The sequence below is a fragment of the Myxococcus sp. AB025B genome (genome assembly GCF_006518215.1).
Lineage (GTDB): Bacteria > Myxococcota > Myxococcia > Myxococcales > Myxococcaceae > Myxococcus > Myxococcus fulvus.
Genome location: NZ_SRLW01000670.1, coordinates 1 through 817, shown reverse-complemented (window position 1 = coordinate 817; position 817 = coordinate 1). Strand labels below are relative to the sequence as shown.

At 74.3% G+C, this 817-nt stretch carries 1 pseudogene; it reads left to right on the top strand.

Going from position 1 to position 817, the window contains the following annotated elements:
- Positions 1–292: 292 nt before the first annotated feature.
- Positions 293–817 (top strand): annotated as a pseudogene (locus FL311_RS43430) (hypothetical protein); the annotation flags it as partial.

Genomic DNA, 817 nt, shown 5'->3' with positions numbered 1-817 from the left:
CGCGCTCGCCGCGCGCAGGCCCCCGCCGGCCATGCCCGCCCACGTGGACGACGAGGACGAGGACACGGGCGCGACGGCCGAGCCCCAGGGCGGCGCCGAGAAGACGCAGATCCGCCCCGCTCCGTCGGAGCGGCCTCGGCGCTGAGGCCACGGGTCACGACTCCGCCGCCCTACCCGGGTGGTGGAGTCTCCCGTCACCGCACGCACCGCCCGCGAGCGTGACGCCACCCGCGGTGGGTCGCCCCTGATTCCCCTTCTTGCGAGGAGGTCCTGTCGGGGGGAAAGTGCTCACGTGTTGATCTCCCTCGTCGCCGTCCTCACCGTGGTCGCCGCGCAGGCGCCCGCGCTCCCCGCCCCGCAGGGGCCCTTGAGCGTGTTGGTCGCGCCCCCGGACGCGACGGGAACTCCCTCACACATCGTGGACTTCGCGCGCGAGCACGTCACGGCGCAGCTCGAGTCGCGAGGCGTGCGCGTCATCCGGATGGACAACGTCATCCGCAAGATGCCCGCCACGAAGCGGCGCGCGCTGCTGCGCTGCAAGCGCACGGAGGCCCCCTGCATCGAGTGGCTGGGCACCGCCAGCCAGGCGGAGGTCGTGCTCGTCACGGAGCTGGTGCGAAGGCCCCAGGGCTACCGCGCGGGCCTGAAGACCCACGCGGCCAAGGACGGCGCGCTCATCGCCGAGAACTTCGTCTCCGACGTGCTCGAGGACAGCCTGCTGGACGCGCTCACGCAGGCGCTGGACGTGGTGCTGCCCGCGACGCTGCGCGCGCTGCGGCCACCGCCTCCCCCGCGCATCGACGACGTGCCCCCGCCC